The sequence below is a fragment of the Microbulbifer agarilyticus genome (genome assembly GCF_019800665.1).
In the GTDB taxonomy this organism is placed as follows: Bacteria; Pseudomonadota; Gammaproteobacteria; order Pseudomonadales; family Cellvibrionaceae; genus Microbulbifer; species Microbulbifer agarilyticus_C.
Window position 1 is genome coordinate 365205 of record NZ_JAHVKO010000003.1, and the last position, 12504, is coordinate 377708.

Annotated in this window: 12 protein-coding genes; 5 read left to right on the forward strand and 7 right to left on the reverse strand. The window is 56.7% G+C overall.

Features of this window, described 5'->3' with window-relative positions; all coding sequences use genetic code 11:
- Positions 1 to 86 precede the first annotated feature (86 nt).
- Genes KUV22_RS07250 through KUV22_RS07260 form a run of 3 tightly spaced genes read right to left on the reverse strand, consistent with a single transcriptional unit; the run spans position 87 to position 2456 of the window.
- Positions 87 to 527, reverse strand: a complete 441-nt coding sequence (locus KUV22_RS07250; RefSeq protein WP_222229753.1) for a hypothetical protein — start codon at positions 525 to 527, stop codon at positions 87 to 89.
- Positions 514 to 1188: a response regulator gene (locus KUV22_RS07255; RefSeq protein WP_222229755.1), complete on the reverse strand. Its 675-nt coding sequence runs from the start codon at positions 1186 to 1188 to the stop codon at positions 514 to 516. The genes KUV22_RS07250 and KUV22_RS07255 overlap by 14 nt, the downstream gene beginning before the upstream one ends.
- A complete protein-coding gene (locus tag KUV22_RS07260; RefSeq protein ID WP_222229757.1) occupies positions 1188 to 2456 on the reverse strand; it encodes a sensor histidine kinase in 1269 nt (422 codons plus the stop codon). The genes KUV22_RS07255 and KUV22_RS07260 overlap by 1 nt, the downstream gene beginning before the upstream one ends.
- A gap of 188 nt (positions 2457 to 2644) precedes the next feature.
- On the opposite strand from KUV22_RS07260, the gene KUV22_RS07265 reads away from it, so the two are divergent.
- Positions 2645 to 3472, forward strand: a complete 828-nt coding sequence (locus KUV22_RS07265; RefSeq protein ID WP_222229759.1) for a DUF2306 domain-containing protein — start codon at positions 2645 to 2647, stop codon at positions 3470 to 3472.
- A 108-nt stretch (positions 3473 to 3580) separates the two neighbouring features.
- Positions 3581 to 4144 carry a dihydrofolate reductase family protein gene (locus tag KUV22_RS07270; protein WP_222229760.1) on the forward strand — a complete coding sequence of 188 codons (564 nt, stop codon included), beginning with the start codon at positions 3581 to 3583 and terminating at the stop codon, positions 4142 to 4144.
- A gap of 115 nt (positions 4145 to 4259) precedes the next feature.
- On the opposite strand, the gene KUV22_RS07275 is transcribed toward KUV22_RS07270, so the two are convergent.
- Positions 4260 to 6650: a penicillin acylase family protein gene (locus tag KUV22_RS07275; RefSeq protein ID WP_222229761.1), complete on the reverse strand. Its 2391-nt coding sequence runs from the start codon at positions 6648 to 6650 to the stop codon at positions 4260 to 4262.
- Between the two features lie 314 nt (positions 6651 to 6964).
- Here KUV22_RS07275 and KUV22_RS07280 point away from each other — a divergent pair, with 314 nt between their 5' ends.
- A complete protein-coding gene (locus tag KUV22_RS07280; protein ID WP_222229764.1) occupies positions 6965 to 7309 on the forward strand; it encodes a gamma-glutamylcyclotransferase family protein in 345 nt (114 codons plus the stop codon).
- Positions 7310 to 7357: 48 nt separating this feature from the next.
- On the opposite strand, the gene KUV22_RS07285 is transcribed toward KUV22_RS07280, so the two are convergent.
- A complete protein-coding gene (locus tag KUV22_RS07285) occupies positions 7358 to 8026 on the reverse strand; it encodes a cupin domain-containing protein (protein ID WP_222229766.1) in 669 nt (222 codons plus the stop codon).
- 207 nt (positions 8027 to 8233) lie between these two features.
- Between KUV22_RS07285 and KUV22_RS07290 the strand changes: the two genes are divergently transcribed.
- Positions 8234 to 8743 carry a GNAT family N-acetyltransferase gene (locus KUV22_RS07290; RefSeq protein ID WP_222229768.1) on the forward strand — a complete coding sequence of 170 codons (510 nt, stop codon included), beginning with the start codon at positions 8234 to 8236 and terminating at the stop codon, positions 8741 to 8743.
- A gap of 67 nt (positions 8744 to 8810) precedes the next feature.
- Here KUV22_RS07290 and KUV22_RS07295 read toward each other — a convergent pair whose 3' ends face one another.
- Together KUV22_RS07295 and KUV22_RS07300 are read right to left on the reverse strand one after the other, a co-directional pair.
- Positions 8811 to 9716 carry a bile acid:sodium symporter family protein gene (locus tag KUV22_RS07295; protein ID WP_222229771.1) on the reverse strand — a complete coding sequence of 302 codons (906 nt, stop codon included), beginning with the start codon at positions 9714 to 9716 and terminating at the stop codon, positions 8811 to 8813.
- 234 nt (positions 9717 to 9950) lie between these two features.
- Positions 9951 to 10532, reverse strand: a complete 582-nt coding sequence (locus KUV22_RS07300; protein ID WP_222229773.1) for a GNAT family N-acetyltransferase — start codon at positions 10530 to 10532, stop codon at positions 9951 to 9953.
- 468 nt (positions 10533 to 11000) lie between these two features.
- On the opposite strand from KUV22_RS07300, the gene KUV22_RS07305 reads away from it, so the two are divergent.
- A complete protein-coding gene (locus KUV22_RS07305) occupies positions 11001 to 12470 on the forward strand; it encodes a DEAD/DEAH box helicase (RefSeq protein ID WP_222229775.1) in 1470 nt (489 codons plus the stop codon).
- The last annotated feature ends 34 nt before the right edge of the window (positions 12471 to 12504 follow it).

Genomic DNA, 12504 nt, shown 5'->3' on the forward strand with positions numbered 1-12504 from the left:
GTCAAGAAAAAGCCCCGCTCTGCGGGGCTTTTTTATTTGCATAAATAAAAAAGAAAACGTGCGCGATGTCTTTCGCAACAAGTAGCTTAATGCTTTTCTACATCCGCCAGCGCAGGCCAAACCAGACCCAAGCGTATACCTGCCAATAGGATGACAAAGGAAGTTTCCAAGGCGAGAAAGGTGCCGATGGGATGCCCGGGCACGCCGCGGATCATCAGGTAAATTAAATACACTGCTGCAATCAGGTTGGCGGCGAGCGTCAGATTGATTGCGTACTCCCGCCGCTGCCAGAGCGATTTGCACAGTAGTAAATTTAGTGCGGCGGTACCGGCGAGCATCACGCCGGGTAATATCAGCAGCAAGCGTCGGGAAATGCCAATTGTGTCGTCGGATAGCAGTGGCCAGACGGCGACAAAATGTCCGCGGGCGCCGAGAACCAGCAGCAAACCGAGAAGCACGGCACCGACTGCGGCGAGGTTATACAGCGCGTTGCGCTGAGAATCGCGCGTTGCGCTAAAAGCCGACATCGTGCTCCCCCGGGGTCGCCAAGCCACATTCGTAAGCGAAGACTACTGCCTGGGCACGATCACGTAGCCCCAGCTTTGACAGTAAGCTGGAGACATGACTTTTTACCGTGGCCGCACCAATAAACAGGGTTTCGGCAATCTCGGCATTACTTTTACCCGCGGCGATTGCCGTCAGTACTTCGCGTTCGCGGGATGTCAGCCGCTGCAGGCGTTCGGCCAGGTCGCGTTCGCTTCCCAACTTTTGCGCGAACTGGCTGATTAGGCGCTGGGTGATGCCGGGGGCAAGCATGGCACCGCCCTCGGCAACCGTGCGTACCGCGTCGACGAGTGCTTCCGGCGGGATGTCTTTTAGTACAAAGCCACTGGCGCCCGCGCGCAGTGCGCGAAACACGTATTCGTCGGGATCGAAAGTGGTGAGGATGATGACTCGGCAAGCTGTGTCGCCGGCTTCCAGGATGCGCGCGGTGGCTTCCAGGCCATCCATCTCTGGCATACGGATATCCATCAAAATAACATCCGGTTGCTGAGTGCGTGCGGCCTCGATCGCCTCCACACCGGTGCCGGCCTCGGCGACCACTTCAATGTCGGGCTCGTTGTCCAATACCAGGGCAAAACCACGCCGCACCAGGGCCTGATCATCCACCACCATGACTCGCAACATTATCTTCTCCCTGTCGCAGTGGGTAATTGCGCGACTACTTCAAATCCGCCTTGAGCAAGTACATCGGCGTGCAAATGGCCGCCGAGCAATTCTGCGCGCTCACGCATACCGGTAACACCATGTCCGGTGCTAGGTCCGTCGCCAAATTTAGTGTCGCCGCTTGGCTCAGCGGGGCTGTGTCCATCGTCGCAGACGCGGATGGATAGACATTCTTTTTCAGCCTTTACGCTCACGTACACACTGGCCTTCGAGCCGACATGCTTAACCACGTTGGTCAAAGACTCCTGAATAATGCGGTAGGCGGCAAGCGAAACACTGGTGGGTACCGATTCCAGATCACCCTGCCTGTCGTATTCCACCTTGGGTACTACCAAGCGTACTTTTTCGATCAAGGCCGTCAGATCATCCAGGCTCGGTTGTGGCGTGAGGACGGCTGCATCGCTGGCGGGGCGCAACACACCGAGTAAATCCCGCATTTCTGCCATGGCCTGGCGACCTGCCGTTTCCACCGCGGCCAACGCCTCACTCGCAGCTTCCGGGTTGTTGCGACTGATCGCTCTGGCAGCGCCGGCCTGAATCGTCATCAGACTGACCTGATGCGCCACCACGTCGTGCATCTCGCGCGCGATACGCGTGCGTTCCGCGGCCACCGCGCGTTCGGCCTCGGCGTTGCGCTCGCGTTCCAGGTAATCCGCTCTCTCTTCCAGTAAACGCAGGTACTCGCCGCGAAAACGCAGTCGGCGACCGATATACCACAGCGCCCAAACCAACATCACCGTCACAGTGCCGCCAGCTGTGGGTTGCACCACGGTGTTCTGGTCGATCGCCACAAACACGATGGCGGCAATGACCCCAATGAAACTGGCCCGAGTATTCGCCTCATAGCGGCCGAGTGCGTAGAGAGAAAATGCCAGGGCGACGACGCCATCGGCGGGCAAGCCCAGCTCCAGCATCAGCATGGCGGCAAGCACAACCGCATGCACCTGCCAGGGGTGCGTGCGGCGCCACAGCAGGGCGAAGCAGCCTATGAAGCCGCACTGGAAAGCCGTCACGTCCCACAGGCTTTGTAGCGCGAGCACATCGCCAGTGCGCGACCACAACAGCAAGGTTAATAACAAGGCGAGTATGGCGAGCAACAGATCGGTTAAATACGGCCAGCGCTCGAAGGGCCCACGGATTGGCTGCCATACCGGCCGTTTGGGCAATTCTGTATGGGTGTGAGAGGTGTCAGGGGTGTCCGACGCTGGTGTGTTGGGGCGCGATCTCATTTGTGCATGCTAAACCAGGCGTGGGGAGCTGTCATGAGCCTTGCGGTGGTGTCGGCAACGGGTGCGTCTCCTCCTTTTGGGGGAGATCAAAATCCCGCTTTTGGCGGATGTGTGGCGACCTGCAGAAGAGGATCATGCTCGCAGTCACATTCAGTCCCAACCCAGATGTAAACACCTGGAGAATCCCCATGAACGAAGCTGTGCTCAGCCCCTCCTTGCCCAAACCCTTTGATGCCCGGCGGGCGGTCACCCTGACGGTAAAAAGCTGGTTTACTGCCGCAGCGATCGGCCACGCGATTTTTGTAGTGTACATTCTGGCAGTCTTTTATCCGCCCATTGCCCAGTCCGGGTTGCACGGCCTCGAGGGACTGCATCTGCCGGGAGGGTTTCGCGAGGGGGACACGCTGGGCAATCTGGCAGCGGTAAGTCACGTGCTTTTGGCGGTCATCGTGATTGGCGGCGGACCTCTGCAGTTGATTCCCGCAGTACGCCGCTCTGCGCCGAATTTCCACCGTTGGTTGGGGCGCAGTTACTTGTTCGCCGCGGTTATTAGCAGTATTGCCGGCCTGTACATGACCTGGACCCGGCACACCATCGGTAACCTCATGTCGCAGATCACCATATCGATTGATGGTGTGCTGATACTCGTGTTTGCCTTTCTGGCATTGCGCACGGCAATGGCTGGCCGGTTCAACGAACATCGCCGCTGGGCATTGCGGCTGTTTATGGCGGCCAGTGCGGTATGGTTCTTCCGTGTGGCGCTGATGGGGTGGGCGATGCTCACCGGTGGCTGGGGTATCGACTGGAAATCTTTCACCGGGCCTTTCCTGTACTTTCTGGGGTTTGCGCAGTACCTACTGCCGCTGGCCATGCTGGAATGGTATTTCCATTGCCAAAAGCCTGTTGCCCGGCAGCATACCCAGGTTGCTTTCGTGGGCGCCTTGGTACCACTGACCATCTTTATGGCCATTGGCATCTTTGCTGCGACCATGGGGATGTGGTTGCCACGGATGTAAGCCGATTGAGCTATAGCGGAGTGTTTTGAGGTGGCGGGAATTCGCAGGGAAACTACTATTGGCCCAGCAATCGCAAACGTATTGCCAGTGCCAATTGAGAGTTAGCCTATGAAATGCTCCGTGTTTATTGCGACCAGTGCCGACGGCTACATTGCCACAGAAGATGGTGGCGTCGATTGGCTGCAGGAGGCTGGCAATCAGGCCGCTGATATGAGCGACAACCCGGACGCGGGGTTCAGTGCCTTTATGGTCTCGGTTGATTGCATGATCATGGGACGCAAATGCATGGAAGTCATTTCCAGCATGAACCTGTCTGCCGAACAGTGGCCCTATGGTGACATTCCGATCGTTGTTTTAAGCAAGACATTACCCGAGCCGCCAGTGAATTTACGCGGCAAAGTCGAAATGTTTTCGGGTGAAATTGATCAGCTGATCCAGGAACTCGAAGAGAGAGGGTTGCAGCATGCCTATGTCGATGGTGGCACCACAATTACCGCATTTCTTAACAAGCAATTAATTAACGAGATGATCATCTCGGTAGCCCCGGTGTTACTCGGCGCCGGTATTCCATTGTTTGGTCGGTTGGATCGGCGGATAGATTTATCCGACGCGGGAGCGACTGTTCTCGCAAATGGATTTGTGCAGGTCTCTTACACAGTGAATTACGGATAATTGGAGCAGGCTTGCAATAGCCCTTTTGCGGCGATAGACAGCGGAGGGGGCTGCCAGCTCCGCCACCGTTAGGTGGCCAGGAGCTGGGCTGAACTTCTCTTTCTTGAAGTACAAGTTATTGCGGCGAAAGCGTCAGTGTGTGAATCACCGCTCCCGGAAGTAGCGGAGTATTTTCTGCATTCACCCAGTCGGCGTGGCCAGCGGTATAGAAATCGGAAAGTGGGTGGCCACTCTGTCCGCCGGGCATAATCAGGAAGCCGTCTTGTTCTTTACCCGGGCTTACTACAAAGCGCATCGACTGGCCGTGCTTGGGGCGCTGTGCCAGCGGCATGTAGCTGTCACCGGCCTGTTCGCTCGCCGGCATATTCAGGTGGTCGCCGAGGAACGCGGGTAGCGCCGAGGAAAGTGGGTGGCGCATTTGCAGCGCGTTGTGTTTGCCCCAGTTTGCCTGCGCTAAGGCATCGTGTTTCTCAACCAGTTCGGACAGTACCGATTGCAATACCGAGCGCTGGAACGCGAGCCAGTTGTCAAAGCCCTCAGGTAGCCAGTGTGCTGGTTGCTGGTCGCGGATCTTGGCCAGCGCGCCCTCACTGTTACTGTTGAACAGCCATACCTCATCGTGTTCCGCAGAAATCACTTCGTTGTTTACCAGCGTTTCCTGCAGCGCGCGGTTCATTGCGCGGGTGAATTCGCGCTGGTATTCGCGCGCCACGGTGTAGCCGACATCGTCAACGGCTGCCCGTGCGGTCCAATCAGTGAGGGCTGTTAGTGCGCCGTGCTCTTCTGCGGACAGGTCTTGCAGCGGCTCCATCCAGTTCAGCAGGTGGTCGCGCCAACCGGTGACGGTTTCCGCCCGGTTGTTCTGCAGCATTTCGGTCATGCGCAGTTCGTCGAAGCGCTCGGTGGCAATCAGATCCTGCTCGATCAACCAGCCGCGGGTGCCCAAGGCATAGGTGCCGCGTCCGATCTGGTCGCGCATCTTGTCCCCGACAATGCGGTTGTTGGCGGTCCAGATGTAATCCAGTTGTTCGCTGGTAATCATCGGGTAGTCCGCAGGCTGCAACCAGCCGCGCCAGGTATCGTCCACCTGCTGCCAGGGCACCAGACGCTCGCTCGGCACGCTGCCGCGCTCGGGAATACGGCCGAGAATCGTCCACAGGATTTCCCCTGCGCTGTCCGCGACCACAAAGTTAAACGGGCTGATACCGGAGCGGTGGGCGATGTCCGCAGCCTCTGCTGCGGTCACCGCATCGTCCAGGTTCAGGAACGGCAGCGGGTTCAATGCTTCCGCGTGATGTACCAGCCAGCGGTAGGCCGCGCGCTGTCCATCTTCCAGTGAGACGGCAGGGCCCCAGATGGTGTTGTCGATCTCCAGTGTCAGCGGCTCTTCGCCTTTGACAAGGATGGTTTCGGTCTGGCGATCGAATGCTAGGCGGCCCTGGGGGGCTTTGTAGTGGGTTTCATCGTGGTCCAGCACGATGTAGTCGGCCCAGTCACCCGCCGAGTTGGTCATGCTCCAGGCGACGTTGCCATTGGTGCCGATGGCCATGGCCGGCATACCGGGAAAGCTCACGCCGTTCATGTGCACCGCATTGCCCGCGGCATTGGTGTAATTGAGCTGCACGCGGTACCAGATATGGGGAATGGCCATACCCAGGTGTGGGTCGTTGGATAGCAGCGCACCACCGTGGCTGGTCTTGGCGCCACTGATGGCCCAGCTGTTGGAGCCGTTCATGGGGCCAGGTTCGGGGGATACGGCGGCCAGCTCGTTGGTCTCGCTGGGCTCACTCGTACCGTTAATCGCAAAGGTGGCCTCAGACGGGATTGCCGGCGTTGCATACTTGGTGCCATCAATCGCGGTATCCCATTGGGTACCCTGGGGCTGGATGAATTCCAGTAAGGTTTCACCGCCGGCGCGCAGCAGCAGGTCCCGGGCGTAATCCGATTGCGCCAGCTTGCCGGTCATCTGGATGAACATCGACATGGATACCAGCATGGACTCGGTGGGAGACCACTGTTTGGGCTCGACACGCAGCAAGTGATACTCGAAAGGCTTGCTGCCGAGACTGGCGAGTCCCGCATTCACACCCTCGGCGTAGATATCCAGGATGGCGCGATCCACAGCGGGGATCTGCGCGAGCGCTTCATCGGCGCGGCGACGCAGCTGGTGCACGCGATATTTCATGTCGGCTTCAACCGCGATGTTGCCAAACAGCTCTGCGAGCTCACCGCTGGCGAGACGGGATGCCAGGTCCATTTGGAAGAAACGGTCCTGCCCGTGGGCAAAGCCCATCGCATAGGCGGCATCCAGTCGGTTGGCCGCGGTAATCACCGCGATGCCCTTGTCGTCACGCGCCAATGTCGCCGGGGCGCCGAGACCTGAGCTCACCGTAATCTCGCCGTCGAGTGTTGGCAGGCTCGCGCGCAGGGTAAAGGTGACGAAGGTGCCGATCGCAAGCACCAAAATGAATACTGCAGCGGCAAGCTGCTTCAACCAACGTGGCATGTTGAAACCTAATTATTTGTTTTGTGCGCGGTGATCATATCACCATTTTTTTATTGGCTACTGTCGACTATATGTCCACAAGCGATGTCTTCGATTAGCCAATAGATTTACGTTGATTGGCGGTCATCAGCCTGCCGAAATTTATATTTTCCGTATGTATATTTGACTGATTGGTCAGTCTTGGCGCAGGTGATCAGGATCTATATTGGTTTCAGATGAGTGTGTGGGCCAGCGCCAGATGCTCGCTAAGATTCTGTGTAAATTGCCAATAGCGAGTTGAAACGCATTGTGGGCATATCGGGAGACGCGGCTGAATGGAAAGATTATTTATTTATGGTTCTCTGGGGCCGGGAAGAAAGAATCATCACGTGGTCGAGGTCATACCCGGAATCTGGGAGGCGGCTACTGCAAAGGGGAAGTTGCAATACGAGGGTTGGGGTGCCGAGCTGGGCTTTCCCGGATTTGTGCCCGTTCAGGACGGTGAAGATGGCGAGGAGGTTCAGGGGTTCTTATTGTCGTCCGAAGAGCTATCTGCGTATTGGATAATGCTAGATGAGTTTGAAGGCAGCGAGTACGAGCGCATTGAGATTACGGTAAAAACAGAAAACGGAGAGATAGTAACGGCCAGTATCTATTCTCTCCGCCAGCTGAATACTTGAAGCAAGAAAACCAATGCGAACGTTTTTAACCAGTTAAGTTTTTACTGCTTATGACGGTAAGTGCCCAGTCTTCACATAGATCAGCGCGCCATCCTCTTTCGTAAACGGGGTATGCCGGCTGAAGTGCGGGCTTCGCAACCAGGAGCCTGCCGGATAGCTGCCGTGCTCGTCGTGAAAGGTGCCCTCAATTACGAAAATTTCTTCACCACCCCAGTGTTGGTGGCTGTTGAATTGCGTATTGGGAGCCCACTTTACCAGCGCAACACGCTCGGTACCGTATTCGTGCAGGGGCATAACTTGCAGTCCGCCTACCAGCCCCGGAAGCCAGGGTTGCGTACTGGTTTCGATTACCTTCTGTTCTTTATCGGCTTCGTCGAATTGATGCAGCTTGACGAAAATGGTCGCGCCGTCTGCGCCAATTTTCGGTGTATGGGAGGTGCCGATTGGGTTGCGTACGTAACTGCCTTTGCCATAGTCCCGGTGTTCATCGGAAAAGACGCCTTCCAGCACCAGGAATTCTTCACCACCCGAGTGGATGTGGGGTGAGAATGCACTGTTTGGTGCGTAGCGAACAATCGAGGTAGCTCTCGCAACCTCGTCTCCAATCCGGTCCAGCATCATGCGTTCAACACCGGGCATCGGTGAGGCTACCCACTCATACTGCTCCGGGCGGACTACCACTCTTTGGGTAAAATCGGCGTTGATACGGGTTGTCATAATAGGTGCCTGAATACTCAAGTTTGCTCAATCTAACGCAGGTTATAGGCGGAAGGCTGCAAGTTATGCGTTGATGCCTTTCCGTATAACTAATCGAGGTTTCATTATATATTAATCAGCAATTAGCAAGATGGTCCCGCTGTTGCTGTGCGTGATGAAAACGATACGGGTGCTTGGCGAGTTGGTTGTACGAATTTGGTGAATCAGATGGACTTAACGAAAACACTTCAGGATCCGGTGGTTGAGATATCCAAACTGCAGGTGACGGACTTCGATGGTTTATTCCGTGTCGCTAACGACAAGGCGCTATGGGCAGACCATCCAGCAAAAGACCGCTATAAGCGTAGTGAGTTTGAAAAATGGTTTGAGTCCGCGATGGAGTATGGTTCTACGCTGAAGATTGTCGATCGGACTACCGGCGAGATAATTGGCAGTACGCGATATTACGATTATCAGCCGGGGCAGGAAGTGGCGATCGGCTATACCTTTTTGTCGCGCAAACACTGGGGCGGGGAAACGAACGGCCGGGTAAAGAAGCTTATGTTTGGCTATGCATTCCAGCATGTGGAACACATCTGGTTGCATATCGGTCCGGATAACATCCGTTCACAGAAAGCGGCGGAAAAGGTCGGTGCGGTGTTTTCACATGTGGAAACCAAAGAGCTGGCGGGAAGCTCGTTGGAGTACTGTTGTTACCGCGTCGACAAGCCTGCTTGATGTTGCGGTCGATGGGTGGTGGAATACACAGGGGCCGGCATAAGCCGGCCCCTGTTCTTTCGTGGTGTTAGGTGGGATTGAGCCGATCTTCGTAGGTGCCAGTTGCCTCACCCTGCTTAACCACGCGGCGCCCATAGGCCACCAGCATAAAGCCAATCGGGAACATGATGACCCCGTAGATCGCCGACGGCACAGACATCTCATTGGAGTGCATCAGCGTCAGCGTCACCATCAGGCCGAGAGTGCCATTTTTAATTCCCAGCTCGGTGGCAATCGCCAATCCTTCACGTTTGCCGAGCCCCACCAGTTTCGCGCTCAGGAAGCCCAGCGCTATGCCGAGCAGGTTCAGGGCAATGGTGGCGGGGCCGGCCTGCGCCATCAGGTCAAAGATGCGGTCGCGCACGCCGTAAACGATACCCACAACCAGTAACACAAGCACCAGCCCGCCGAAGATACTCACAAAGCCCTCTGCGCGCTCCGCGAATGCGGGGCGCAATGCCTTTACGGTCATACCGATGGCAACCGGTAGCAGCACGATTACGGACAGCATCAGTACTGTGCGCACGAACGGTAGAGCAATCTCCTGTTGTGCACCGTAATACAGTTGCAGCGCGTAGTTGGCGAACACTGGCAACGTCATGATGGTAATCAGGCTGGCCGAGATGGTAAGCACAATGGACAGGGCGACATTGCCGCGTGCCAGCATGGTAAACAGGTTGGAAGTGGTGCCGCCGGGGCAGGCTGCGATGATCACGAGGCCCACCGCCATGGCCGGTGGCAGGGCCAGTGCCCACGCCAGCGCAAAGGCAATGGCTGGCATCAAAAGGATCTGGGTGATGCTGCCGAGGATCAGTCCGGCCGGCTTGACGGTGACCTGGTGGAAATCCCGGGCCGTCAGGGTCATGCCAATACCGATCATGATGATAAACAGTGAGATCGGCAGGCCGATAGAGATTAGGGGGCTCGATTCCATGGGAAACTCCGGAAATTATTATTAGCTGTTGTTATATATAGCCCAGAACAGCGTTCTTTATCGCTTGGCGTACCCTAGAAAACCCTCTGGCGGCGACAATGTCAACGGTTTCTCGCCTTGCCGGGGTGCTGTTGCCGGTGACGAGAAATCGGGCCCTGTGCTCCTCCTGGCTACGGGGCCCGTACGGTGTGTAAGTACAGATTGTAAGTACAGTGTGTTGGCCGGATTACAGCGTTAGTGGAGGTTCAGGCTATAGCGGACCATGGTGTAGTCGCGGGGGTCGGACTTACAGGTGAAGCCCAGCTCCCGAGCCAAATGATCGATAGCGGAGTTGCTGGCGGAATCCACTGAGTAGATCTCGTCGAGTCCGTCCAGTTTGGCCGCCTCTACCAGGTCCTGTAACAGATATTTGCCCAACCCCGAACGCTGCCAATCATCTGCGACAACAACGGCGCATTCGCAGCGGCTGCCGTCCGGGTCACAGGCGAAGTTCGCCACACCGACAGCCTGCTGGGTGCCATCGGGAGCGGTGGTAAGGGCGATAAAGGCCTCGTGCTGGGCGTCGTTGTCACTGAGAATTTGCAACAGTTGGCGAGATACCTGACCGATACCACCGAGAAAGCGCATGCGACTGCTGTCGGCAGACAAGTGCTCAATCAACTCCCGTTCAAGCTCGCCATCCGACGCCCGGACAGGGCGAATCAAAACTTCGCGTCCGTCGCTCAGCGTGTAGTGGTTTTCGTTCCAAATAGACTCCGGCTCGACCTGCTTGAGCGGCGCGGGCTGCGAGTGCCCATTACTTTTACTGACGGTCATAAACCAAACCCTCCCCATCGCATAACAATTTGATCAATAGCCACCTGGCCACGATCACCGCGCGGTGTGAGGTACAGACTACGCTCTGTACTTGTGGGCTCAAAGGTTCCACGGGTTAGAGTCTCGAGTCACGGGTCAGATAGTGCAAAGCGGACGAGCGTGAATTTAAAACTAGGCAGTCTGCCGCGCTGTGGTATAGTGCCGCGGCTGGCGATATTGCCAGATGCGTCATCTGTAGGCCGGACCATTTCCCGGCTCATTTCTAGAACACTGTTCTCATCAGTGTGCCTGAACTCTTCCTACTGAATGCCGCACCCAGCCGAATACGAATTTTCGGCCTACGCCTAAGGCGGCAACTCGAAACCGACTGTGGAACATTGCAAATTTTTGCGGTTTCAGTACGAGTTTCACGAATTTACCTCTGGTCGACCCGGTGCTGAACTGCGGTCGCCTGCAAGAAGATACATTATGTTGTTTGAAGATCTCGGCCTTGTGCCGGAAATTGCCCGCGCCGTGGCGGAGCAGGGCTATACCCAACCTACCCCTATCCAGCAGCAAGCCATTCCGGTGGTGATGCGTGGTGGCGACGTTATGGCGGCCGCACAGACCGGTACTGGTAAAACGGCCGGTTTTACCCTGCCACTGCTGCACCGGCTGAGCGCCGGCCCGCGCGCGCGCAACAATCAGGTGCGTGCGCTGGTACTGACCCCGACGCGCGAGCTCGCTGCGCAGGTGTTCGATAATGTACAGAGCTACAGTGAACACTTGCCCATGCGCCACTCCGTGGTGTTCGGTGGAGTAAAAATCAATCCACAAATGATGCGCCTGCGCGGTGGTGCGGACATCTTGGTGGCCACCCCTGGCCGCCTGTTGGATCTTTACAATCAGCGCGCGATCAAATTCGATCGCCTGGAAACGCTGGTGCTGGATGAAGCCGATCGCATGCTCGATATGGGCTTTATTCACGACATCAAAAAAATTCTGCGCGTATTGCCAGCGAAGCGTCAGAACCTGCTGTTCTCCGCGACCTTCTCACCGGAAATTCGCAGCCTGGCCAAAGGCCTGGTGAACGACCCGGTTGAAATCGATGTGGCGCCGCGTAACAGCACCACCAAGACCGTAAGGCAAAAACTGCATCCGGTGGATAAGTCCCGCAAGGCATCTTTGCTGTGTCACCTGATCAAGGAAAATGACTGGCACCAGGCACTGGTCTTTAGCCGCACCAAGCACGGTGCCAACCGTCTGGCCAAGCAACTGGAACAGCACCGTATTCCGGCGGCCGCGATTCACGGCAACAAAAGTCAGAATGCGCGCACCAAAGCACTGGCAGATTTCAAAAATGGCAAGGTGCAGATCCTGGTGGCGACAGATATTGCCGCGCGCGGTATCGACATCGACCAACTGCCGCAAGTAGTGAACTTCGATTTGCCCAATGTGCCGGAAGATTATGTGCACCGTATCGGCCGTACCGGTCGTGCCGGCGCATCCGGGCACGCGGTATCCCTGGTGTCTGCCGACGAAATCAAGCAATTGCGAGATATCGAAAGGCTGATCCAGAAGCCGATCGAGCGCGAAGAAATTGAGGGCTTTGAGCCGGACCACGTGGTGCCGGAATCCGGTGGCAAAATCGGCAAAGGCTCGCAGGTTCGCCGCGGCGGTGGTGGTCGCAGCAAGCCGGGCAACGGCAAGGCTGGCGGTAACAAACCTTCCGGCAATAAGTCTGGTGGAAACAAGCCATCTGGGAATCGTAGTTCTTCCGGCAATCGTGCCAATGGCAACCGTTCGGAAGGTCGCAACGGCAACGAGCGCAACGGCAATGGCCGCAGTGGCAACAGCCGTTCAGGTAATCGTGCTGCCAATGGTAATAGCAATGGCAATACCGCGGCCAAGCCGGGGCAGCGCCGTCGCCGCCCGCAACGTCGTACCGAGTCGGCGTAAGCGTTGAGTTTTTTGCTCAGGCGCTATAAATAAA

Bases quoted from the DNA above. Each gene is read 5' to 3' on its own strand.
- KUV22_RS07255 (WP_222229755.1), bottom strand. From the start codon at position 1,188: ATGTTGCGAGTCATGGTGGTGGATGATCAGGCCCTGGTGCGGCGTGGT.
- KUV22_RS07300 (WP_222229773.1), bottom strand. From the start codon at position 10,532: ATGACCGTCAGTAAAAGTAATGGGCACTCGCAGCCCGCGCCGCTCAAG.
- KUV22_RS07270 (WP_222229760.1), top strand. From the start codon at position 3,581: ATGAAATGCTCCGTGTTTATTGCGACCAGTGCCGACGGCTACATTGCC.
- KUV22_RS07265 (WP_222229759.1), top strand. From the start codon at position 2,645: ATGAACGAAGCTGTGCTCAGCCCCTCCTTGCCCAAACCCTTTGATGCC.
- KUV22_RS07250 (WP_222229753.1), bottom strand. From the start codon at position 527: ATGTCGGCTTTTAGCGCAACGCGCGATTCTCAGCGCAACGCGCTGTAT.
- KUV22_RS07260 (WP_222229757.1), bottom strand. From the start codon at position 2,456: ATGAGATCGCGCCCCAACACACCAGCGTCGGACACCCCTGACACCTCT.
- KUV22_RS07285 (WP_222229766.1), bottom strand. From the start codon at position 8,026: ATGACAACCCGTATCAACGCCGATTTTACCCAAAGAGTGGTAGTCCGC.
- KUV22_RS07280 (WP_222229764.1), top strand. From the start codon at position 6,965: ATGGAAAGATTATTTATTTATGGTTCTCTGGGGCCGGGAAGAAAGAAT.
- KUV22_RS07305 (WP_222229775.1), top strand. From the start codon at position 11,001: ATGTTGTTTGAAGATCTCGGCCTTGTGCCGGAAATTGCCCGCGCCGTG.
- KUV22_RS07290 (WP_222229768.1), top strand. From the start codon at position 8,234: ATGGACTTAACGAAAACACTTCAGGATCCGGTGGTTGAGATATCCAAA.
- KUV22_RS07295 (WP_222229771.1), bottom strand. From the start codon at position 9,716: ATGGAATCGAGCCCCCTAATCTCTATCGGCCTGCCGATCTCACTGTTT.
- KUV22_RS07275 (WP_222229761.1), bottom strand. From the start codon at position 6,650: ATGCCACGTTGGTTGAAGCAGCTTGCCGCTGCAGTATTCATTTTGGTG.